At 73.7% G+C, this 20,004-nt stretch carries 18 protein-coding genes; 9 read left to right on the top strand and 9 right to left on the bottom strand.

Annotated features, from left to right (window positions below; all coding sequences use genetic code 11):
* Positions 1-36: 36 nt before the first annotated feature.
* Positions 37-660, top strand: a complete 624-nt coding sequence (gene thpR, locus ABFX46_RS07880; protein WP_163062691.1) for an RNA 2',3'-cyclic phosphodiesterase — start codon at positions 37-39, stop codon at positions 658-660.
* Here the strand turns inward: thpR and ABFX46_RS07875 are convergent.
* The 3 genes from ABFX46_RS07875 to ABFX46_RS07865 form a co-directional block, all read right to left on the bottom strand.
* Positions 597-2,783 (bottom strand): hypothetical protein, encoded by a 2,187-nt coding sequence (locus tag ABFX46_RS07875; RefSeq protein WP_428831218.1) that lies wholly within the window; start codon positions 2,781-2,783, stop codon positions 597-599. The genes thpR and ABFX46_RS07875 overlap by 64 nt on opposite strands.
* Positions 2,784-2,911: 128 nt before the next feature.
* Entirely contained in the window at positions 2,912-3,928 is a 1,017-nt protein-coding gene (locus ABFX46_RS07870; RefSeq protein WP_346040663.1) for a hypothetical protein, read from the bottom strand.
* 65 nt (positions 3,929-3,993) lie between these two features.
* Positions 3,994-4,146 carry a hypothetical protein gene (locus ABFX46_RS07865; protein ID WP_163053879.1) on the bottom strand — a complete coding sequence of 51 codons (153 nt, stop codon included), beginning with the start codon at positions 4,144-4,146 and terminating at the stop codon, positions 3,994-3,996.
* A gap of 16 nt (positions 4,147-4,162) precedes the next feature.
* On the opposite strand from ABFX46_RS07865, the gene ABFX46_RS07860 reads away from it, so the two are divergent.
* A complete protein-coding gene (locus ABFX46_RS07860; protein ID WP_346040662.1) occupies positions 4,163-5,059 on the top strand; it encodes a class II glutamine amidotransferase in 897 nt (298 codons plus the stop codon).
* 47 nt (positions 5,060-5,106) lie between these two features.
* Here ABFX46_RS07860 and serC read toward each other — a convergent pair whose 3' ends face one another.
* Both serC and ABFX46_RS07850 read right to left on the bottom strand, forming a co-directional pair.
* Positions 5,107-6,243 (bottom strand): phosphoserine transaminase, encoded by a 1,137-nt coding sequence (gene serC, locus ABFX46_RS07855; RefSeq protein ID WP_346040661.1) that lies wholly within the window; start codon positions 6,241-6,243, stop codon positions 5,107-5,109.
* Between the two features lie 44 nt (positions 6,244-6,287).
* Positions 6,288-6,650: a hypothetical protein gene (locus ABFX46_RS07850; RefSeq protein ID WP_346040660.1), complete on the bottom strand. Its 363-nt coding sequence runs from the start codon at positions 6,648-6,650 to the stop codon at positions 6,288-6,290.
* A gap of 153 nt (positions 6,651-6,803) precedes the next feature.
* Between ABFX46_RS07850 and ABFX46_RS07845 the strand changes: the two genes are divergently transcribed.
* The gene (locus ABFX46_RS07845; protein ID WP_346040659.1) at positions 6,804-9,698 is read left to right on the top strand and encodes a type 1 periplasmic-binding domain-containing protein; all 2,895 of its coding nucleotides are present in this window, start codon (positions 6,804-6,806) and stop codon (positions 9,696-9,698) included.
* A gap of 95 nt (positions 9,699-9,793) precedes the next feature.
* On the opposite strand, the gene ABFX46_RS07840 is transcribed toward ABFX46_RS07845, so the two are convergent.
* On the bottom strand, positions 9,794-10,897 hold the full coding sequence (locus tag ABFX46_RS07840; RefSeq protein ID WP_346040658.1) for a citrate synthase 2: 1,104 nt from the start codon (positions 10,895-10,897) through the stop codon (positions 9,794-9,796).
* 183 nt (positions 10,898-11,080) lie between these two features.
* On the opposite strand from ABFX46_RS07840, the gene pdxH reads away from it, so the two are divergent.
* Together pdxH and ABFX46_RS07830 are read left to right on the top strand one after the other, a co-directional pair.
* Positions 11,081-11,746, top strand: coding sequence for a pyridoxamine 5'-phosphate oxidase (gene pdxH, locus ABFX46_RS07835; protein ID WP_346040657.1), 666 nt, complete (start codon positions 11,081-11,083; stop codon positions 11,744-11,746).
* Positions 11,743-13,101 carry an MFS transporter gene (locus tag ABFX46_RS07830; protein WP_346040656.1) on the top strand — a complete coding sequence of 453 codons (1,359 nt, stop codon included), beginning with the start codon at positions 11,743-11,745 and terminating at the stop codon, positions 13,099-13,101. The genes pdxH and ABFX46_RS07830 overlap by 4 nt, the downstream gene beginning before the upstream one ends.
* A gap of 58 nt (positions 13,102-13,159) precedes the next feature.
* Here the strand turns inward: ABFX46_RS07830 and ABFX46_RS07825 are convergent, their stop codons facing one another.
* On the bottom strand, positions 13,160-13,864 hold the full coding sequence (locus tag ABFX46_RS07825; protein ID WP_346040655.1) for a UdgX family uracil-DNA binding protein: 705 nt from the start codon (positions 13,862-13,864) through the stop codon (positions 13,160-13,162).
* Positions 13,865-13,963: 99 nt separating this feature from the next.
* Between ABFX46_RS07825 and ABFX46_RS07820 the strand changes: the two genes are divergently transcribed.
* From ABFX46_RS07820 to ABFX46_RS07810, 3 genes are all read left to right on the top strand, one after another.
* A complete protein-coding gene (locus ABFX46_RS07820; protein ID WP_131939910.1) occupies positions 13,964-14,665 on the top strand; it encodes an iron-dependent transcriptional repressor DtxR in 702 nt (233 codons plus the stop codon).
* Between the two features lie 207 nt (positions 14,666-14,872).
* Positions 14,873-17,218: an ATP-binding SpoIIE family protein phosphatase gene (locus tag ABFX46_RS07815; RefSeq protein ID WP_346040654.1), complete on the top strand. Its 2,346-nt coding sequence runs from the start codon at positions 14,873-14,875 to the stop codon at positions 17,216-17,218.
* Between the two features lie 2 nt (positions 17,219-17,220).
* Positions 17,221-18,216 (top strand): zinc-dependent alcohol dehydrogenase family protein, encoded by a 996-nt coding sequence (locus ABFX46_RS07810; RefSeq protein WP_346040653.1) that lies wholly within the window; start codon positions 17,221-17,223, stop codon positions 18,214-18,216.
* Between the two features lie 107 nt (positions 18,217-18,323).
* On the opposite strand, the gene ABFX46_RS07805 is transcribed toward ABFX46_RS07810, so the two are convergent.
* The gene (locus tag ABFX46_RS07805) at positions 18,324-19,169 is read right to left on the bottom strand and encodes a class I SAM-dependent methyltransferase (RefSeq protein ID WP_346040652.1); all 846 of its coding nucleotides are present in this window, start codon (positions 19,167-19,169) and stop codon (positions 18,324-18,326) included.
* Between the two features lie 161 nt (positions 19,170-19,330).
* Positions 19,331-19,492 (bottom strand): hypothetical protein, encoded by a 162-nt coding sequence (locus tag ABFX46_RS07800; RefSeq protein WP_165965296.1) that lies wholly within the window; start codon positions 19,490-19,492, stop codon positions 19,331-19,333.
* Between the two features lie 108 nt (positions 19,493-19,600).
* On the opposite strand from ABFX46_RS07800, the gene ABFX46_RS07795 reads away from it, so the two are divergent.
* Positions 19,601-19,999, top strand: a complete 399-nt coding sequence (locus ABFX46_RS07795) for a hypothetical protein (RefSeq protein ID WP_338070964.1) — start codon at positions 19,601-19,603, stop codon at positions 19,997-19,999.
* The last annotated feature ends 5 nt before the right edge of the window (positions 20,000-20,004 follow it).

Below are 20,004 nucleotides of genomic sequence, written 5' to 3'. Positions count from 1 at the left end.
CTGGAAAGCTGGCCGGGTGGCCCTCCGGACGCTCCCATGAGGCTTTTCGTGGCGCTCGTACCGCCACCGGACATCCTGGACGAGCTCGAGGAGGCCGTCCGCCCGCACCGGGACGCGCTGCCCGAGCTGCGCTGGGTGCGGCGCGATCTGCTGCACGTCACGCTGACGTTCCTCGGCGAGGTCGACGACCGCACCCTCGACCGGCTGCTGCCCCGGCTGGAGCGCGCCGCCGGACGCCACGAGCGGATGACGCTGTCACTGGCCGGCGCGGGCGCGTTCCCCGGCAGCGGCGCGCACGCCCGCGTCCTGTGGACGGGCCTGTACGGCGACCGGCGCGGGCTGGCGCGGCTCGCCGCGTCCACCACCGCGGCCGGGCGCCGCGTCGGGACGCTGCCCGACAAGCACCGCGGCTTCCGCCCCCACCTGACGCTGGCACGGTCCAGGCGCCCGGTGGACGTGCGGTCGCTGATCGAGCCGCTGTCGGCGTTCGCGGGCGCCCCGTGGACCGCCGACTCCGTCCAGCTGATGCGCAGCGACCTGCCCGGCAAGGACCGGACGCAGGTGACCTACGAGTCGCTGAAGACCTGGTCGCTGCGTCACAGCTCCGGCGGCGGCGGGGCGGGGCGGTCGGCGTCGGGCGGCCCCCACGGGACGCCGTAGCGCTCGCAGGCGCGGCGCAGCTCGTCCAGGTCGGGCGGGAACGTGATCTGCCGCAGCACCCGCCCGGACGGCGCCCACACCACCAGCCGCGGCATCCGCTCGGCCGACTCGTCGATGCCGACGCCGCCGATGCGGTCGCGGGCCAGGTCCCATTCGACCTTGCCGCGCCTGGTGACGACCGCGAGCCCGGCCGACGTCACGCGGAGCTGCGACCGGTTCCGGTCGTAGAGCCAGTAGCCGAAGAGCCCGATCAGCAGCCCGGCGGGCACCGACCAGCTCGCCGTCGTGTTGAAGCCGCCGAGGTCGGGGCCGAGCCACACGGCGCCCAGCAGGGCCACCGCCTCGCACAGCAGCACGCTCATCCCGTACGTCCCGATGCGGGAGCGGCGGGTGGCGTCCAGCAGCGCGCCCGGGGCCGTGGCGGGGCTCGGCGGGGTGAGGACGGGGAACGTGACATCCTGCGGCAAGGGCGCCGCGACGCCCTCCGCCGCCGCGTCCACGACCGCGCCGTCCTGACCCGTGCCCTCCTGACCCGTGCCGTCCTGGCCGGGACCGTCCTGACCGGTGGTCTGCGCGGGCAGCGCGGCGGCGGCCCGCTCGAACTCCGGCGCCGCCAGCGCGGACATGGCCGAATGGAACGCGGCGCTCATGTAGGCGTCGTACTCGGCGTCGTTGACCGGCAGGCCCGCCCGGCGGGCCGTGTCGCGCAGGTCGGTGCGGGAGATCCGCAGCGCCGACAGCGGCGCGGCGAAGAACTCGTCGCCGTCGGAGTCGTACAGCCGGACCCAGGCGTGCCCGCCGATGGTGAGCAGCTCGATGCCGCCGATGCGGTCCTCGGGCATCTTCAGCACGACGTCGCCGGCGGCGTCCGCCCAGCCGAGCCCGCCGTCGGTGACGATGAGCCGCCCGCCGGGCACCTGCGCGAAGATCTCCGGCAGCCCTTCGAGGCCGTAGTCGGGGCGGCGCGGCGCCCGCGCCCCCGGCGTGATCACCCGGTAGCCGTGGTCGTCGAGGGCGTGCGCGAGCTGGAAGCCGTCCAGGCCGTGCGCGGGCAGCCGGGCGACCAGCTCCAGCCGGTGCCCGAACGCCAGCGCGGCGAGGTCGGCGCGGCGCGGCTCCCCGCTGACCGGGTCGAGCCGCAGGCCGGGGCCGACGACGACCGCCGCGACATCGCCGGCGCGCAGGTCCTGGACCTCGCGGCGGCGGCCCGGACGGGCCCGCACCAGCAGCCGCTCGGCGGTGATCGTCCAGCGGATCTGGGCGGCGCGCAGCAGCCGGCGGCGCGCCGCGAGGACCCCGGCGATCGCGGCGAGCGCCCAGCAGCCCGCGGCGAGCCGGGCGCCGAACTCGCTCGTCCCGTCCAGCGCGATCCGGACGATCATCACGGCGCCGAGCAGCGCGGTCAGCGCGCCGAGCAGCATGATGCGGCGCCGGCTCGGCAGCGGTTCGGGGGTGTCCAGCCGCTGCTCGCGGGCCCGGCCCCTGCCGCGGGCCGGCCCGTCCCCGGTGGACGGCTCGGCGGGCGGCTCGTACGCCGCCGCCAGCAGCGCGGCCTCCTGGTCCAGCAGGCGCTTCTCCACCGCGTGGTCGCGCGGCAGCGGCCCGCCGCCCGGGACGTCGTCCTCCAGCCCGGAGACGCGCAGCGCCTCGTCGAGCGCCGGGTCGAGCAGGTCGGTCGCCTCGCCGTCCAGGACGTGCATGGGGATGCCGAGCCGGCGGGCCGTGACGAACACCGCCAGCGGCTCCAGGCCCATCGCGGTCATGCCGCCGACCGCCGTCCGCCCGAAGCGGTGGAAGACGGTCAGCACGCCGTCCCCGGTGGTGATGGCGAGGCCGTCGATCCGGGACCGCTCGTAGGACACCAGGACCAGCCCGCCGCGGCCGATCTTCTCCAGGCCCGCCGCCGACAGCCGCCAGTACGGCCGGGGCCGCCGGCGGCGCGCGTCGGGGACCGCGCCCAGCAGCCACGGGACCGCGGCGACGGCGCCGATCAGCGCGCCCCACAGCCACACCGGGCGGATCGGCAGCAGCGCGAGCGCCACCGCGGCGACGGTGAAGGGGCCCGCGGCGACCGGGCGCCACCGGCCGCCGGAACCCGCGAGGCCCACCAGCTCATGCTCCACAGTCCGCATCCTCACACGGGTCCGCGCGGGACCGTCGCCTCCTTCCGCGATCCGGTCGTCCTCCGAAAGCCTTTTCCATCGTGCCGGTCAGGTCGTACGGTTCCCGGCCGCCACTCGGTTCCCGGCCGTCACCGGCGTTTCCTCAGCAGGCCGTAGCCGACCGCGCCCGCGATCGCGAGCGCGAGGAACAGGCCGGCCCGCGCGCCGCCCGCGTCCCGGCGGCCGTTCTCGGCGCCGCTCGCGGCCCCGCCGTGCTCGGGCGAGGCGGACGGCGACGGCGACGGCAGCGCCTCCTCCGGCAGCGGCACCTGGTGGACGGGCTGGTTCGTGCCCTCCGACCCGACGAGCAGCGACCTGCCGTCCGCCGTGTAGGTCACCGACTCGCCCTGCTTCTGCATGGGCAGGTCGATCGACGTCAGCGCCTCGCCGGGCCTGCCGCCGGCCCCCACCGAGTACAGCCGGGCGCCGAAGTACGTCCGGATCACGCAGGTGCGGCCGTCGGGGGAGAACGCGCCGTCGGTGGCGATGGCCGGTGCGTCGCCGACCTTCCGCATCACGTTGAACCCGCCGGTGCGCAGCTTCGCGGGCGCCTCGTAGATCTTCCCGCCGAACAGCTTGCTGGCGATGTAGAGCCGGTTCGTCCGCGGGTTGATCATCATGGTCTCGGCGTTGCGCGGCCCGTCCTCGTACTTCATCTTGAACGCCGTCGCACGCAGCGTCTGACTGCGCATCCGCGACGGCTCCGGGATCCGGTACACCGTCACGTACGGCCAGGCGCCGCCGAGGTTGTCGCCGATGTCGGCCACGAAGATCGCCGGACGGCCTCGGCCGTCCTTGCCGACCGCGATGGCCTCCCAGTCGCGGGCGCTCGCGCCGCCCACCGTCAGCACGGCCCGCACCCGCCCGTCCGGGCCGAGCGCGAAGACCTGCGGGACGCCGCCGGAGTCGTTGTGCGTGTAGACGATCCCGGGATGCCGGGTGCTCGCCGCGAGGCCGCTGGACTCGGTGATCCGCGGGTCCCTGATCGTGAACGCCGTCCGGTCGCCCTTCGCCGCGGCGGCGGCGCCGGGGGAGAAGGCCGCGACGGAGGCGCCGGCGAGGACGGCCGCGGCCCCGGCGCGGACGGCGACGCGGCTTGCTGACATGGTCTGATCATCCCCGTTCCGCGCCCCGTCGATCATATGGCCCGCACGTCTGTGACCGGCACAGGTCAGCTCAGCAGCGCACCGACGACCACGGCGAGGACGAGCGCGGTCAGCACGGTGGGAAGCAGCCATTGGGGCGCGCGGTTCACGGGTCCGAGCTTATTCGGCCGGATGCACGACTCGAACCGTCCGCCCATGATCTGCATCTCATCAGACATGTGCGGATTGTTCGGGATGGTGCGGTCGCCGTTCGCCGACGACCCGGGACGGGCGTCGGACGTGTTCGTCACGCTGGGCATGCTCGCGGAGGAGCGCGGGACCGACTCGGCGGGCCTCGCGCTGCTCGGCGCGTGGCCGGGCCTCGGCGGCCGGCCGAGCCTCGGGGGCCCCGCAGGCGGCTGCCGGGTGCTGAAGGGGCGTGGCCCCTTCTCGGGGGTCTGGCGCCCCGCGTACGTCCCGGAGCTGGACCGCTCGCCGGTCGCGCTCGGCCACACCCGCTGGGCGACGCAGGGGTCGCCGCTGGAGCCGCGCAATGCGAGCCCGATGGCCGTCCGTGACCTCGTCGCCACCCACAACGGGGACATCGACGCCGCCGGGCTGCGGTCGCGCTTCGCGCTGCCGCCCGCCGCCGGCACCACCGACAGCGAGCCGATCTTCCAGCTCCTCGCCGGCTGCCGGGGGCCGGCCGACGTGGCCGCCGTCCTCGAGGCCGTGGTCGGACGGGTCGCGCTCGCCTGGGTCCACCGCGACCGCCCCACCGAGGTGCACCTGGCGCGGGGCGCGCTCAGCCCGCTGACCGTCGCCGTGGACACCGACCAGAACATCTACTGGGCGTCCAACCCGCGCTGGTTCCGGGACGCCGAGCGGCACACGAGCGCCCGGTTCAGCACCGTCGTCATGCTCCGCGAGGGCACCTACGTGAAGGTCGGCATGGAGCGCCGCCCCGGCCGCCGCGACCGGCCCGAGGTGCTCGCGACCGCGAACTTCCCGCCCACCGCCCGCGACACCGACATGGACCCGCGCGTCTGGACCGGCTTCACCGCCGCCGACCGGGACCGCGACCGCGCCGGCCTGCTGCACCGGGCCGTCCGGCGCGCGGGCGGCACCGGCTCGCCCCTCGCCGTCGCCTAGGACGGGCCCCCGGGAGTGCGGCGTGGCACCCCCGGGGGTTCACACCGTCAGAGGCGTTCGACGACGTAGTCGATGCAGGCGGTCAGGGCCTCGACGTCGTCGGGGTCGATGGCCGGGAACATGCCGATGCGCAACTGGTTGCGGCCCAGCTTGCGGTACGGCTCGGTGTCGACGATGCCGTTGGCGCGGAGCGTCTTCGCGACGGCCGCGGCGTCCACGTCGTCGTTGAAGTCGATCGTGCCGACGACCTGCGAGCGCTGCGCCGGGTCGACCACGAACGGCGTCGTGTAGGACGTCTTCTCCGCCCAGGTGTAGAGCCGCCGCGACGAGTCGGCCGTGCGGGACGTCGTCCACTCCAGGCCGCCGTTGCCGTTCATCCACTCGATCTGCTCGGCGAGGAGGATCAGCGTGGCCACGGCCGGGGTGTTGTAGGTCTGGTCCTTGGCGGAGTTGTCCACGACCGTCTTCAGGTTGAAGAACTCGGGGACGTACCGGTCGGACATGGCGATCTCGTCGATCCGCTCCAGCGCCGCGGGGGACGCCAGCGCCACCCAGAGGCCGCCGTCGGCCGCGAAGCACTTCTGCGGCGCGAAGTAGTAGACGTCGGTCTCGGTGACGTCCACGGGCAGGCCGCCCGCGCCGGACGTGGCGTCCACCAGGACGAGGCCCTCGCGCGCGGTCGTGCCCGCCGGGCGCCTGATCGGCATCGCGACGCCGGTCGAGGTCTCGTTGTGGGTGAGCGCGTAGACGTCGACGTCCTCCTCGGCGGACGCCTCCGGGTGCGTTCCGGCCGGGCCGGAGATGACGGTGGGCTCGCCCAGCCAGGGAGCGCTCGTGGTGACCTTGGCGAACTTGCTGGAGAACTCACCGAACGTCAGGTGCTGCGAGCGCTGCCGGACGAGCCCGAACGCGGCCGCGTCCCAGAACGCCGTGGTGCCGCCGTTGCTCAGCAGGACCTGGTGGCCGTCGGGCAGGGAGAACAGCTGGGACAGGCCCTCCCGGACGCGCCCGACCAGGGACTTCACCGGCTTCTGGCGGTGCGAGGTCCCCATGTAGGTGGAACCGGACTCGGCCAGGGCGGCGAGCTGCTCGGGGCGGACCTTGGACGGACCGCACCCGAAACGGCCGTCGGCGGGCTTGAGATCGGCTGGGATGTCAATGGTTGGATTCGCGCTGTCGGTCACTTGTAGAAGGCTATCTGACCTGCTACGAAGATCGCGGTCCGGGTTCACATGCCGAGACGGCGGCGCCGCCACGCCCAGGTCAGCAGGGCCGCCAGGGCCACCGCGCAGATCCCGGCGATCACGGCCGGCGGATAGACCCAGTCGTCCCCCCTGGCGTGCGCCTCGATCGCCGTGCGGACGGAGTCGTAGGTCAGGAACGCCAGGAGCAGCGCGGCGACGGCGACGGCGATCCGCCCCGACACGGCGTTGGTGCGGCGCCGCCGCTCCTCCCGCTCCGCCGCGTACCGCCGCAGCTCCTCGGCGGCGTCGGCGGCGTCGGTGGCGGCGTCGGCCTGCACCGCGCCCGGCTCGCGCGCGGAGGCGGGACCGATGTCGCCGTCCAGCGGCTCGTCGGGATCTTGGCTCATACGTCTAATAATGGCAAAAGTGGCCAAATGCCATGTCCGGCCGCGCGGATCTGGGAAAGTTTCGATCCATTTGCCCGTCCGCCGCGTCCAAGGGTGGACGGGCATGTCGGGGGAGCGCGAAGGAGAGGGCGAGCGGGAAGCGAGGCGTGAGCCATGGCGAGCGACGGCGACCGGATCCTGAGCGAGGATCGGCTGCGCGGAGTGCTCGACCTGTTCGAACGGCTGCGGGAGCGGCCGAAGTGGAGGCTGCGGGAGCGGCTGCGGCCGCTGCTCCTGCTGCTCGGCCCCGGCCGCGCCACCGCGCACGCCGCCGAGATGCTGAAGTCCCGCTGCGAGGACGAGCGGGCCCCGGTGTCGCACATCGCCGCCGACACGCCGGCCACCGATGTCGCGGGCGTGCTGCGGGAGGCCAAGCGGGAGCTGTCGCAGCCGAGCAGCCGCGCCCGGGGCGAGCCGGGACTGCGGTTCCCGCTGCTGGAGATGGCGCTGTGGCTGCGCGACCTGCGCGAGATCCGGCTCGCCGGCGACCGCCCGGTGCCGCGCGGCGCCTCGTCCGCCGAGCGGGAGAACCACCAGCTGGTCCGGCGGCTCACGCACCCGCCGGTCGGCGACAACGAGAACGCGCGCCGCCGCGAGCTGAACCGGGTGATCCGCCGCCGGGGCCGGGACGTCCTGCGCGACCTGGAGGAGGTGCGCAGCCGGCCCGCCACGTTCCTGTCGTTCCTGGAGCAGATCGCCCCGATCGGGATCGCGGTCGTCGCGCTGATCAGCGCCGGGACGGCGGCGGCGCTGGACCTCGCGTCCGCCGTGCTCGCCGCCGTGATCGGGGTGGCGTTCGTGACCGTGCAGATCGTCGCCCGGACGCGCGGCTGGTACGGGGTGCGGCGGTTCGGCTGGTTCCTGCGCCAGCCCTACGTCGACCGCGACTCCACCGGCTTCCTCGGCTTCGCGCTCGGCGTGTTCGACCCGCGCCCGGTCGAGCCCGACGACCACGGCGAGCAGCTCGACCTGCTGCTCGTCGCCGCCTTCCTGGAGGACCTGCGCCGCAACTACCGGCGCGACTACCGGCGCGCGGCGTGGGCCCGCGTCCGCTACCCGGTGCTGATCTTCGAGCACCTGGCGGCCCGGCATCCCGGGGTGGCCTTCGTGGAGCTGATGGAGCGGGTCCGCGCCGACTGCCAGGCGAGCGACCGGGTCTCCGGGTTCGACCCGCTCATCGTCGTCGCGGGCGTCGACCCGAACGCGCCCGCCGGCGACGAGCCGTCCGCGCCGCTCCTGCTCGACCGGCTCGCGCAGGCCGTCCGGGTCGACGTGTCGTCGGGCGAGCCGCAGAGCGTCATCGCCGCCCGCGGCCTGTGGGACCGCTACACCCGCGAGCAGCGCCGCGTCGGCGCGCTCGGCTCCCGCCGCGAGCTGCGCGTCGACATCACCCGCGACCCGGGCGGCGACCTGCCGCCCGTCCGGCCGGTGCGGCGCCGCCCCCGGCTCGCGCACCCGGCGCTGCCGTGGATCGCGATGGTCGCGGTCGCGGCGGCGTCCATCACGGTGATCTCGGTGCAGGTGGTGAAGTACTGCTCGCCCTTCGGGATCAGGCGGATGGCGAACGGCGAGTGCGTCGGCATCACCGACGGGTCGTTCCGCTTCGGCGAGGACTCCGGCGGCAAGAACAACGACAACCGGCTGAACGCGGTGCTCGACCGCATCGAGGCGCTGAACGACCACGTCAAGGAGTCCGGGAAGCCGTACGCGACGGTCGTCTACCTCGGGCCGGTGACCGCCGACCCGTCGATCGAGAACCGGCGGATCGACCTGCTCGCCGGGGTGCAGGGCGAGCTGATCGGGCTGGCGATCGCGCAGAAGCGGTTCAACGACGCCGCCGAGGGCAAGGACCTGCGGCTGCGGGTGCTGATCGCCAACGCGGGCGCCAAGTTCCAGTACGCCGTGCACGTCGCCCGGCAGATCCGCAGGCTCGCCCTGAAGGACCGCTCGATCGTCGCCGTGGTCGGGTTCGAGCAGAGCCGGCGGCAGACGCAGGACGCGATCAGGCTGCTGGCCAAGTCGGCGCTGCCGCTGGTCGGCACCGCCAACAGCTACGACGGGACGGCGCTGCTGGACGGCGACGCCGGCTTCTCGCCGTACTACTTCCGGCTCGCCTCGCCGAACGAGCGGACCGCCGAGCACGCCGCGTACTGGGCGCGGCACGGCGACGTGGGCGGCAAGAAGGTGGACGACGCGGTCGTCATCTACGACGGCGACCCCGACGACCTCTACAGCCGGAACCTGGCCGCCGACTTCGAGAAGGCGTTCCGGCCCGGGAAGGCGCTCATGCGCCCCTACAAGAACGCGGGCGAGCTGAACAAGGCCGTCCGGGAGGCGTGCCAGGACCAGCCCGACATGTTCTACTACGCCGGCCGCTCCGACGAGTTCCGCTCGTTCGTCAACGTGCTGGAGCTGTCGTGCCCGAAGCGGCCGCTGGTCATGGCGGACGACGAGATCGCCAAGTACGTCAGCGACAACGCCGACGAGATCGGCCGCAAGAACACCTTCGACCTGTACTTCACGCCGCTCGCCGCGCGGGAGGCGTGGACGTGGCGGTGGATCGGCGACCAGGCGCCGCAGACCTTCTACTCCGACTACGACCCGGCCGTGCACGCGATGACGGACAAGGACACCGGCAGTGGCGTCGCGCCGGGCCGGCGTCCGTCCATCACCCGCGCGGCGGTCGCCTACGACGCCGTGACCCTCGTCGCGACCGTGGCGAGCAAGGTCTACTGGCAGGAGCAGGCGCTGCCGTCGGCGGGATCGGTGTTCGCGGCGCTGAACGACCCCGACCACGACGTCCTGCGGAACGGGGCGAGCGGCGTCCTGCGCTTCAGCTCCCGCGGCACCGGCCACCAGGTCCTGGACAAGCCGGTGCTGCTGGCGACGATCAAGCCGGACGGGACCACCGAGGTCAAGCAGGTGTGCGGCCGCCTGATCGCGGGGACGCAGGGCAAGGCGTCCTGCCCGCCGGGCGACGGCGAGGACGGCCGCGCGGCGGCGCAGTAGCCGGGCGTGCGGCCGGCGGGCACGCACAAGGCCCCCGGAAGCGGTCCGGGGGCCCCAAGGCGCGTCGTTGCGGGGGGAGTGGGGGGGAGGTTCCGTCAGCCCTTGAGGACGTCCGCCGCTCCCGCGACCTCGCCGATCGAGCGGCTGCCCGGGCCGGTGTACTTGGCGCTCGGGCGGACGAGGCGGCCGGTGCGCTTCTGCTCCAGGATGTGCGCCGCCCAGCCGGCGGTGCGGCCGCAGGTGAACATGGCGGGCATCATCGCGGTCGGGACCTCGGCGAAGTCCAGGATGACCGCGGCCCAGAACTCGACGTTGGTCTCGATCGGGCGGTCCGGGCGGCGCTCGCGCAGCTCGGCGAGGGCGGCGTCCTCCAGGGCCTTGGCGGCCTCGAAGCGCGGCGCGTCCAGCTCCTTGGCCGTGCGGCGCAGCACGCGGGCGCGCGGGTCCTCGGCGCGGTAGACGCGGTGGCCGAAGCCCATCAGCCGGTCGCCGGAGTCGAGGATGTCGGTGACGACCTTGCGGGCGTCGCCGAGCTGCTCCACCTTCTCGATCATCGGGAGCACGCGGGCGGGCGCGCCGCCGTGCAGCGGGCCCGACATGGCGCCGATCGCGCCGGAGATGCTGGCCGCGACGTCCGCCCCGGTGGAGGCGATCACGCGCGCGGTGAACGTGGAGGCGTTCATGCCGTGCTCGGCGGCGGAGACCCAGTAGGCGTCGATGGCCCGGACGTGCTTCGGGTCGGGCTCACCGCGCCAGCGGACCATGAACCGCTCGGTGATGGTCGCGGACTCGTCGATCCGCTTCTGCGGGACCATCGGCACGCCGACGCCGCGGGCCGACTGCGCCACGAACGACAGCGCCGTCACCGACACCCGGGCGAGGTCGGCGCGGGCCTCCTCGTCGGAGATGTCGAGCAGCGGCTTCATGCCGTAGGCGGTGGCGAGGGTGGGGAGCGCGCTCTGCACGTCCACCCGCACGTCGCCGGAGGTGACCGGCAGCAGGTGCGGATCGGCGGGGGCCAGGCCCGGGGTGAAGCTGTCGTCCACCAGCAGGCCCCAGGTGTCGCCGAAGGAGACGCGGCCGACGAGTTCCTCGATGTCGACGCCCCGGTAGCGGAGCGCGCCGCCCTCCTTGTCCGGTTCGGCGATCTCGGTCTCGAAGGCCACGACCCCCTCGAGACCAGGTTTGAAGTCGGACATGTCGTCCTGCCTTTCGTCCCCAAGAGTGATAAGGCGGTGCCGTGCCATTGAACCCTGTCCGCCTTACTGACCAGTACCCAGGGGTCATGCGAGTTGCACAACCTCCAGGTGAGAGGCTCTGACGCTGTGAGTTCCCCAACGCCCGATCCCGCGCGGCTCCGGAGATCTTACGAGTCGGGCGAATTGTCCGAGTCGGCGCTCCCCGCCGATCCGCTCGCGCTGTTCGCCGCCTGGTTCGCCGACGTGCACGCCTCCGGGCTCGTGGAGCCGAACGCGATGGTGCTCGCGACCGCCTCCGGGGACGGCGAACCGAGCGCACGGCTCGTGCTGCTGAAGGGCTACGGACCGCAGGGTTTCCGCTTCTTCACGAACCTGACGTCCCGCAAGGGCCGCGATCTCGCCGAGAACCCGCGCGCGGCGCTCGTGTTCCCGTGGCATCCGCTGTACCGGCAGGTGCGCGTCGCCGGCCCGGTGGCCGAGCTGACGCGGGACGAGTCGGCCGCCTACTTCCGGACGCGCCCGTACGGGTCGCGCCTCGGCGCCTGGGCCAGCGAGCACCAGTCGGGCGTCATCCCCGGCCGGGAGGCGCTGGAGCGCCACTACGCCGACGCGGCCGCGCGCTGGCCGGATCCGGCCGCCGGGCAGCCGCCCGGGGCGCCCGACGAGGAGGGCTCGGACGTCGTCCCGCTGCCGGACTTCTGGGGCGGCTACCGGGTCGTCCCCGAATCGATCGAGTTCTGGCAGGGCCGGCGCGATCGGCTGCACGACCGGATTCGTTACCGCCGCGAAGTATCTCCGGGGGGTGCGGACGACCACGGGGCCTGGACGGCGGAGAGACTGTCCCCGTGACACCGGAACAGCAGCCACCCCCCGCCGACGCTCCTGACACGGTCCGGAAGGCCGACGCCGATCCCGACTCGGAGGCGGAGGGGCCCGCGCGGCCGCGCATGGGCGCGCGCGGCAGGCTGCGGCGGCTGGCCATCGACACCCGGCCCCTCGGGATGCCCGCCTACCGGAGGCTGTGGCTCGGGCAGGGCGTGTCGTTCGTCGGGTTCCAGGTCACCGCCGTCGCCGTCCCGGTCCAGGTGTACGACATGACGAAGTCGTCGCTGTGGGTGGGCGTGCTCGGCTTCGTCAACCTCGTCCCGCTGATCGTGTTCGGGCTGTGGGGCGGGGCGATCGCCGACCACATGGACCGGCGCAGGCTGCTGTTCGCGTCGTCCTGCGTCATGTGGGTCGCGACGCTGCTGCTGCTCGTCCAGGCGCTCCTGGACGTCGGCAGCCTCACCCTGATCATGGGCGTGGTGGCGATCCAGGCGGTCGGGTTCGCGGTCGCCTCGCCGACCCGCAGCGCGATCATCCCCCGGCTGGTCGACCGGGAACTCGTCCCGGCCGCCAACACCCTCAACTTCACCGCCAGCCAGTTCGGGATGCTGGCCGGGCCGCTGTTCGCGGGCGTGCTGCTGGCCCACTGGCACTACGCGGCGGCCTACGCGCTCGACGCCGTGCTGTTCACCGTCGTCCTGTACGCGGCGCTGCGGCTGCCCGCGATCCCGCCGCTCGGCGACGTCACCGGCTCGCCCGGCCTGCGCTCGGTGATCGACGGGCTGCGCTACCTCGCCACGCAGCCGGTGCTGCTGATGTCGTTCGTCGTCGACATCATCGCGATGGCGATCGCGATGCCGCGCGCCCTGTTCCCCGAGGTCGCCGAGACCCGGTTCGGCGGGGAGGCCGCGGTCGGCTGGCTGTTCGCCGCCATCGCGATCGGGGCGTTCCTCGGCGGGCTGTCGTCCGGCTGGATCGGGCGGGTGCGCAAGCAGGGGGTCGCCCTCGTCGTGTCGATCGTCATCTGGGGGCTGGCCGTGGCGGCGGCAGGGCTCGCCGGGCGGCTGTGGCTCGCGGTGGTGCTGCTCGCCGTGGGCGGCGCGGCCGACCTGGTGTCGGCGGTGTTCCGCCAGTCGATGCTCCAGACGTACGCGCCGGACAAGATGCGCGGGCGGCTCCAGGGCGTCTTCACCGTCGTCGTCGCGGGCGGGCCCCGCCTCGGGGACGTCCGGGCGGGCGCGACCGCGAGCGTCGCCGGCGCCACCGCGTCCTGGGTGGGCGGCGGCCTGGTCTGCGCCGCCCTGGTCATCGTCGTGGCCCTGGCCGTCCCCGCCCTGCTCCGCTACGACACAAGAACGACCGAAACCGTCACCCCTTGACGTTGACCTGCGGCGTGTTGTTGTTATGAGCGGCCGCATAACAACAACACGCCGCAGGTCAACGGAGGGCGGAGGCGGCAATCTTGAGGTCGTCCAGTAGGCCCCTGTAGACGGCGTCGCGGTCCTCGGCGCGCAGGACGGCGGACGGGTGGATCGTCGCCAGCAGCTGCGTGTCGGCCCGTTCCGGCGGCTCGTCGCCGAGTTCGCGCGCGGCGGCGGGAGTGCCGATCGCCTCCAGGTCGGGCAGCGGCATGAGGCGGCCGCGCTGCCTGGTCACCCGGAACGACGAGCCGAGCAGCGCCTTGCCGGCCGTGGCGCCGAGCGCGACGACGACGTCCGGCTCCAGGATCCGCAGCTCGGCCAGCAGCCAGGGGCGGCACGCGCGCATCTCGCCCGCGTTCGGCGCCTCGTGGATGCGCCGCTTGCCGCCCGCCTGCGTCTTGAACTTGAAGTGCTTGACGGCGTTGGTGACGTAGACGTCGCCGCGCTCGATCCCGGCCTCCTCCAGCGCCCGGTCGAGGACGCGTCCGGCGGGGCCGACGAAGGGGTGGCCTTGGCGGTCCTCCTGGTCGCCGGGCTGCTCGCCGATGAGGACGAGCCGCCCGCCCGGCGCGCCCTCGCCGAAGACGGTCCGGGTGGCGTTCTCGTAGAGGCCGCAGCCCCGGCAGCCGGACGCCGCCTCGCGCAGCGCGCCGAGATCCGCGCGTTCCTCGGGTGTCGCGGGCAGGAACGGTTCCGCGTCCAGGGAAGGTTTCGCGTTCATCTTGCGTTCCCCTTACCCGGCTTGTGGGGGATATTCGCGGGGCCCGGCGGGCCGGGGTCCGAGCAAGTAGACTCGTTGGTCATAAGACTGGAGGGAGCTGTGACCTCACACGGCCTTATCGATACCACGGAGATGTACCTCCGTACGGTGTTCGAGCTCGAAGAGGAGGGGATCATCCCCCTCCGCGCGCGCATCGCCGAGCGGCTCTCCCAGAGCGGCCCGACGGTGAGCCAGACGGTCGCGCGGATGGAGCGCGACGGCCTGCTCCGGGTCGAGGGCGATCGGCACCTCACACTGACCGAGAGCGGCCGCGGTCTCGCCACCCGGGTCATGCGCAAGCACCGCCTCGCCGAATGCCTGCTGGTCAACGTCATCGGCCTGCCCTGGGAGGACGTCCACATCGAGGCGTGCCGCTGGGAGCACGTCATGTCGGAGGACGTCGAGCGCCGCCTGGTCGCGCTGCTGGACAACCCCACCACCTGCCCGCACGGCAACCCGATCCCCGGCCTGGCCGAACTCGGCGGGCACGGCGACGACGGCGACCACGCGCCCCTGTCGGTGATGACCGCCGTGGCGAGCCCCGGCGGCGCCGGCGCGGTGATCAGGCGGATCAGCGAGCAGGTGCAGAGCGACAGCGACCTGATGCTTAGACTCAAGCAGATAGGGATACAACCGGGACGAGAGGTGATTCTCCGGGCGACCGACGACGGGGTACGGGTGATCAGTGACGACGAGGACGAGGGGCCCGCGACGGAGCTTCCCCGCGACATCGCCGAACACGTCTTCGTCAGCAGGCGCTGACACGTCCGGCGTGGGCGCACCGGTTCCGGCGGTCTATACCGAAGATCTCCATACCTTCGCGCCTTTCGGGCGTATCCCGGCGGCGGGTTCGTCGTTCAATACGACGAGACGAACACGTTCGAGGGCCGCGCCGCGACGCCCAGTGATCATCGGGCCGGTGATCGCCGGGCCGGGCGCGGCGACCGTCATCAGGATCGGGATGGGGAGATGAACCACTGGGGGGAAGCGCCTGACGAGGCGCGCCTGCCGCCCGAGACCGTCCTCAACCAGATGGAGATGGCGGTCATCGTCTGCGACCGCTTCAGCAACGTCATCTACGGCAACGCGTTCGCGCGGCAGCTGTTCGGGTTCGGCGGCGACGAGATCATCGGCCACTCGATCCTCTCCCTGGGCATCGCTGAGGAGGACCACGAGCAGGCGACGGAGCTGGCCAAGCACGTCCTCAAGGGCGGCGTCTGGGAGGGCACGTTCTGCAACCTGCGCGCGGACGGCACCACCGTCTACACGCGGGCGCACGCCGTCCCGCTGCGGCACCCGTCCGGCGCGGTCGACGGCGTCGTCATCTTCGCGCGGGAGGCGCTGCGCTCCAACCAGCGCGAGCAGGAGCGCTACGGGCTGATGGAGCGGATCGGCGAGCGGCTCGCCGGGTCCCTGGAGCTGGAGGACACCCTCCGCCGCGTCGCCGACACCCTCGTACCGCAGTTCGCCGACCACTGCTTCATCGACCTCTACAGCGGCGACCGGCTGTACCGGCGGGTGTCGCGGCACGCCGCCGACTGGGAGCCGCCGCCCGGCACCTGGGCGGAGGTCGGCGAGCCCGTCTCCTACCCGCCCGGCCACTTCAGCGCCAAGGCGATGGACCGCCGCGACGCCGTCCTCGTCGAGGACATGATCCAGCACCGGTTCCAGGCGCCGAACGAGTCGTCCCGGCGGCTCGGCGTCGAGATGGGCATCACCTCGGTGATCTCCGCGCCGCTGCTGGTGCGCGGCGAGCTGCTCGGCGTGATGAGCCTGGCGCTGTCGAACCTGACCAAGCGGCCCGACCCGCACTACGACGGGTTCGACCGCGACCTGCTCGGCGCCATCGCCAGCCGGGTCGCGCTCGCCGTCGACAACGCACTCCTGTTCGAGGAGGAGCGCGACACCGCGCTCGCCTTCCAGAAGCACCTGCTGCCCGGCGACAAGCCGCCCCCGCTGGACGGCCTGCAGATCGCCTGGCGGTACGAGCCGGCCCGTCCGCTGGAGTCGCACGGGCACGGCATACAGACGCAGGTCGGCGGCGACTGGTACGACGTGATCCCGCTGTCGGCGGGCCGGGTCGGCCTCGTCATCGGCGACGTCGAGGGGCGCGGCGCGCGCGCCGCCGCCGTCATGGGGCAGCTGCGGGCCGCGCTGCGCGCGTTCGCGCAGGACGACAAACCGCCCGCCGACATACTGCGCAAGCTGGACGAGTGGGTCCGGACGATGACGCGCCCCGAGCGGATGCGGTCCGGGTGGAACAGCGACGACCTCGTCCGGCCGCCGCTCGTGTCCTGCACCTACTTCGTGTACGACGCGTGGTCGCGGGTCCTGGAGTTCGCCAATGCCGGGCACGACCCGCCGCTCCTCATCATGGACGGCGAGGTCCGCGAGCTGGAGTTCGAGAGCGAGGGCGGCATGCTCGGCCTGCGCGCCCCCGGCATGGGCGGCGAGATCCTCTTCAACGAGGAGACGACCGAGCTGAAGCCGGGCTCCACCCTCGTCCTCTACACCGACGGCCTCATCGACCGGCGGCCCCGCGACGACGGCGACTACTACACCCGCGAGGAGTCGCGGGAGATGGTCCGCACCGCGGTCGCGAAGGCCGCGGGCGGCGGCGTCGAGGCGGTCGCGAACGCCGCCTACGACGCGGTGCCCGGCGACATCGACGACGACGTCGCGATCGTGGTGATCCGCACCGCGGGCGACGAGCTGGCCGTCGAGGAGCGCACCTTCACCGCCGAGCCGATCATGGTGTCGGAGGCCCGCCGGATGGCCGCCGACGCGTTCGCCACCTGGGGGATGCTCGACGAGCAGGCCGAACTCGCGTGCCTGCTGGTCTCCGAGGTCGTCACGAACGTCGTCCTGCACGCCACCGCGACGTCGGCGCCGCGCCGGGAGATGGTCGTCCCGGTGCCCGCCGGGCCGCCCGGCCGGGGCGGCGAGCCGCTCGGCGCGCCGCCGCCCGTCCAGTTCAACACCGAGTTCGGCGCCGGCCTCGACGCCGCCGACCCGTTCGAGGGCACCGCGTTCGGCGGCGACGACTTCGACGAGGACGACTGGAACCTCGGCGCCGACCTCGGCCGCCGCGAGCCGCCGACCAAGGAGTTCCGGCTCCGCCTGCGGCGCGGCCGCGACATGGTGTGGGTCGAGGTGTTCGACTCCGACATGCGGCTGCCGCGCATCCGCAGCGCGGGCGAGACCGACGAGGGCGGGCGCGGCCTGTACCTGGTCGACCAGCTCGCCACCCGGTGGGGCGCCCGCCCGACGGCCGACGGCAAGGGCGTCTGGTTCGAGCTGCCGCTGACGCCGTAGCGATGCGCGCGTGGGTGGTGGAGGAGCCGTCCCCGGTCGCGTCGGGGCCGCTGCGCCGCGCCGACCGCGAGGTGCCGTCGCCGGGGCCCGGCGAACTTCTGGTGCGGGTGCTGGCCTGCGGCGTCTGCCGGACGGACCTGCACGTCGCCGAGGGCGACCTGCCCGTCCATCTGCCGGGGGTGACGCCCGGCCACGAGATCGTCGGCGAGGTCGTCTCGGCCGGCCCGGGGTGCCTGCACGCCGCCGGTGACCGGGTCGGGGTCGCGTGGCTGCGCGGGACGTGCGGCGCGTGCCGGTTCTGCCGCCGCGGCGCCGAGAACCTGTGCCCGCTGTCGGTCTACACCGGCTGGGACGCGCACGGCGGGTACGCCGAGTACGCGCTGGGCATCGACGCCTACACCTACGCGCTGCCGCCCGAGCTGGACGACGTCCGGGCCGCTCCGCTGCTGTGCGCGGGGATCATCGGCTACCGGGCGCTGCGCCGCGCCGCACTGCCGCCGGGCGGGCGCCTCGGCATCTGGGGGTTCGGCGGCTCCGCGCACCTCGCGGCGCAGATCGCGATCGCCGAGGGCGCCGACGTGCACGTCTTCACCCGCAGCCCGGCCGCCCGCGAGCTGGCCCGCTCACTCGGCGCGTCGTGGGCGGGCGACTCCTTCGACGCCGCGCCCGCGCCGCTGGACTCGGCGATCGTCTTCGCGCCGGCGGGGGAGCTGGTGCCCGCCGCGCTGGAGCGGCTCGACCGGGGCGGGACGTGCGCGATCGCCGGCATCCATCTGAGCGACGTCCCGTCCATGGACTACCAGCGGTACCTGTTCCAGGAGCGGCAGGTCCGGTCGGTGACGGCGAACACGCGCGCGGACGGCGAGGAGTTCCTGACCCTGGCCGCACGACTGGACGTAGCCGTAACAACGCACACCTACGGCCTGGACGAAGCGGACCGAGCCCTGTCCGACCTAGCCGCAGACCGCTTCACAGGCGCCGCCGTCCTCCTCCCCTAACCGCGCGCGCCCCCCACCGCCCCCCAGCCGCCCCCCGAGCCGCGTTGATCTGCGGCGTGTTGTTGTTATGCGGCGGCGGATAACAACAACACGCCGCAGATCAACGATTAGGGGATGGGTTCGGCGGCTACGTGGGCCCAGGTTTGGGTGAACCAGAGTTCGCCGCCGATGATGCGGGGCTTCGCGCCCGTCTTGGGGCCGCCGTCCACCTCGTCGATCAGGGCTTCGCGGATGCGGTCGGCGGCCGCGTCGTCGCAGGTCGCGAGCCACGGCTCGATGGGGCGCTCGACGGTGAACACGTCCAGCCGGCGGATGCTGCCGCCCGCCGAGGTGATCATCTCGGTGAGCCGGGCGATGGACGGGGTGCCGGGGTGGTCGGGGTCGCGGAGCCGCTCGATCCGGTCGCGCTCGGGGCCGGCGAGGTTGCCGCGGACGAGGTCGGCGATGACCACCCGGCCGTCCGGGCGGCAGACCCGCAGCAGCTCGCGCAGCACGCCGTCCGGGTCGCCCAGGGTGTAGAGCGAGAACCGGGCCGTGACGAGGGAGAACGCGTTGTCTCGGTAGGGCAGCGCGGTGGCGTCGGCCTTGATCGTCGGGCGGTCGGGGCCGATCGGGTGCGGCACGCGGTCCTCGCGCGTCGCGGCGGCCGGGAGCCGGTCGCCGTCGGGCCCGCCGCCCGGCCCGCCGTCGCCGGTGATGCGGACCGGGCCCGTGCCGAACTCGACCGTCGCCATGCGTCCGGACGTGCCGGCGCGGGCGGGCGGTTCGGGCGCGGCGTCGACCGCGGTCATGTGGCGGACGCGGGGCGCGAGCGCGGCGGGCATCGGGCCGCGGCCCCGCGCGACGTCCAGGCAGACGTCGTCGCGGCCGGGCTCGACGAACTCCAGCAGGCGCCTCAGGTGCGGGGCGATCGTGCCGCCGCTGCGCGGGACGGCGGGCGCCGGTTGCGGCACTGGTTGCACTCCCTCGGCTCGGGCCGGCTCCACGGATCGGCGGGCGGGGTCGGACGTCGCCGGGCGGGGCGTGAAGCCGGGTTTCGTCAGTTATGACTCACTGCCGGGGGAGTAAGTTCACGCGGTCGGAAGAGAAATCCGCCCGCTGCTCCGCACGCCGTTCATCCCCGCAGGTGCTGGCCGTACATCGCGAGCACCACGAGCACGAACACGGTGATCACCGCGACGCGGGTGGGCATGGGCACCCGGAGCCGCACCGCGGCCCAGCGCACGCAGAACGCGGCGAGGAGCGACACGACGACGAGGGCGAGGATGCCTTCCATGGGTCCGCCTTCCATGCGGGGGGAGTGCCGCCTCCCTGCACGATAGACGTGTAAGGAACGGGTTACCCGGCGGTTCGGCACCGCGCCCGGACCGCTAACCTCACCCTTGTGGCAGATGCGAAGGAAGTAGACGGCCGGGACAAGGTCGACGGAATGATGACCAACCTGGCGCGCGGGCGGGTCGCCCTCGGGCTCGCGGCGTTCGCCGCGCCGAAGCTGACCGTGAAGCTGATGGGGCTCGGCGGCGCCGCCGACCCGGGCCGCGACTACGTCGCCCGGATGTTCGCCGCCCGGGAGATCGCCCTCGGCGCCGGCTACCTGCTCAGCGACGGCGACGCGCGCAGGCTGTGGGCGCGGCTCGGCCTCGCCGTCGACTCGCTCGACGTGCTGAACGGGCTGAAGACCCGCGGGTCCCTGCCGCTGTGGGTGACCGCGGGGGCCGTGGGCATCGCCGGCGGCGCCGCCGGGATCGGCGCGGCGAAGGTCGCCTCCGACATCCTGCGCTGACCCCG

Source organism: Actinomadura chokoriensis, assembly GCF_039529475.1.
Lineage (GTDB): Bacteria > Actinomycetota > Actinomycetes > Streptosporangiales > Streptosporangiaceae > Spirillospora > Spirillospora bangladeshensis.
The sequence above is the reverse complement of the archived record's forward strand: the minus strand, read 5'-3'. Positions and strand labels throughout refer to the sequence as shown.

Excerpts from the sequence above, each read along its gene's own strand:
- ABFX46_RS07845 (WP_346040659.1), top strand. The coding sequence starts at position 6,804 with ATGGCGAGCGACGGCGACCGGATCCTGAGCGAGGATCGGCTGCGCGGA.
- ABFX46_RS07800 (WP_165965296.1), bottom strand. The coding sequence starts at position 19,492 with ATGGAAGGCATCCTCGCCCTCGTCGTCGTGTCGCTCCTCGCCGCGTTC.
- ABFX46_RS07840 (WP_346040658.1), bottom strand. The coding sequence starts at position 10,897 with ATGTCCGACTTCAAACCTGGTCTCGAGGGGGTCGTGGCCTTCGAGACC.
- ABFX46_RS07860 (WP_346040662.1), top strand. The coding sequence starts at position 4,163 with ATGGTGCGGTCGCCGTTCGCCGACGACCCGGGACGGGCGTCGGACGTG.
- ABFX46_RS07850 (WP_346040660.1), bottom strand. The coding sequence starts at position 6,650 with ATGAGCCAAGATCCCGACGAGCCGCTGGACGGCGACATCGGTCCCGCC.
- ABFX46_RS07865 (WP_163053879.1), bottom strand. The coding sequence starts at position 4,146 with ATGTCTGATGAGATGCAGATCATGGGCGGACGGTTCGAGTCGTGCATC.
- ABFX46_RS07815 (WP_346040654.1), top strand. The coding sequence starts at position 14,873 with ATGAACCACTGGGGGGAAGCGCCTGACGAGGCGCGCCTGCCGCCCGAG.
- ABFX46_RS07810 (WP_346040653.1), top strand. The coding sequence starts at position 17,221 with ATGCGCGCGTGGGTGGTGGAGGAGCCGTCCCCGGTCGCGTCGGGGCCG.
- thpR (WP_163062691.1), top strand. The coding sequence starts at position 37 with ATGAGGCTTTTCGTGGCGCTCGTACCGCCACCGGACATCCTGGACGAG.
- ABFX46_RS07825 (WP_346040655.1), bottom strand. The coding sequence starts at position 13,864 with ATGAACGCGAAACCTTCCCTGGACGCGGAACCGTTCCTGCCCGCGACA.
- ABFX46_RS07870 (WP_346040663.1), bottom strand. The coding sequence starts at position 3,928 with ATGTCAGCAAGCCGCGTCGCCGTCCGCGCCGGGGCCGCGGCCGTCCTC.